1 pseudogene is annotated in these 345 nt (G+C 72.8%); it reads right to left on the minus strand.

Annotation, left to right across the window (positions count from 1 at the left end):
• Positions 1-345: pseudogene (locus tag DSY14_RS28375) on the minus strand (purine-nucleoside phosphorylase); the annotation flags it as partial.

Raw genomic sequence — 345 nt, forward strand, 5'->3', positions numbered from 1 at the left:
GTTGATGTGGTCGCTGATCAGGACCGGCTGGCCGGGGCGCATGGTTTCGCGCAGACCGCCGCAGCCGTTGGTCAGGACGACCGTCTTGGAGCCCGCGGCCACGGCGGTGCGGACGCCGTGCACGACGGCGGAGACGCCGTGGCCCTCGTAGTAGTGGGTCCGGCCCAGGAAGACGAGCGCGCGCTTGTCACCGATGCGGTACGAGCGGACCTTGCCGCCGTGGCCCTCGACCGCCGGGGGCGGAAAACCGGGCAGGTCGGTGACCTGGAACTCGGTCTCGGGCGTGCCGAGCGCCTCCACGGCCGGGGCCCAGCCGGAGCCCATCACGAGGGCGACGTCGTGGGT

The sequence above is a fragment of the Nocardiopsis sp. MG754419 genome (assembly GCF_018207095.1).
In the GTDB taxonomy this organism is placed as follows: Bacteria; Actinomycetota; Actinomycetes; order Streptosporangiales; family Streptosporangiaceae; genus Nocardiopsis.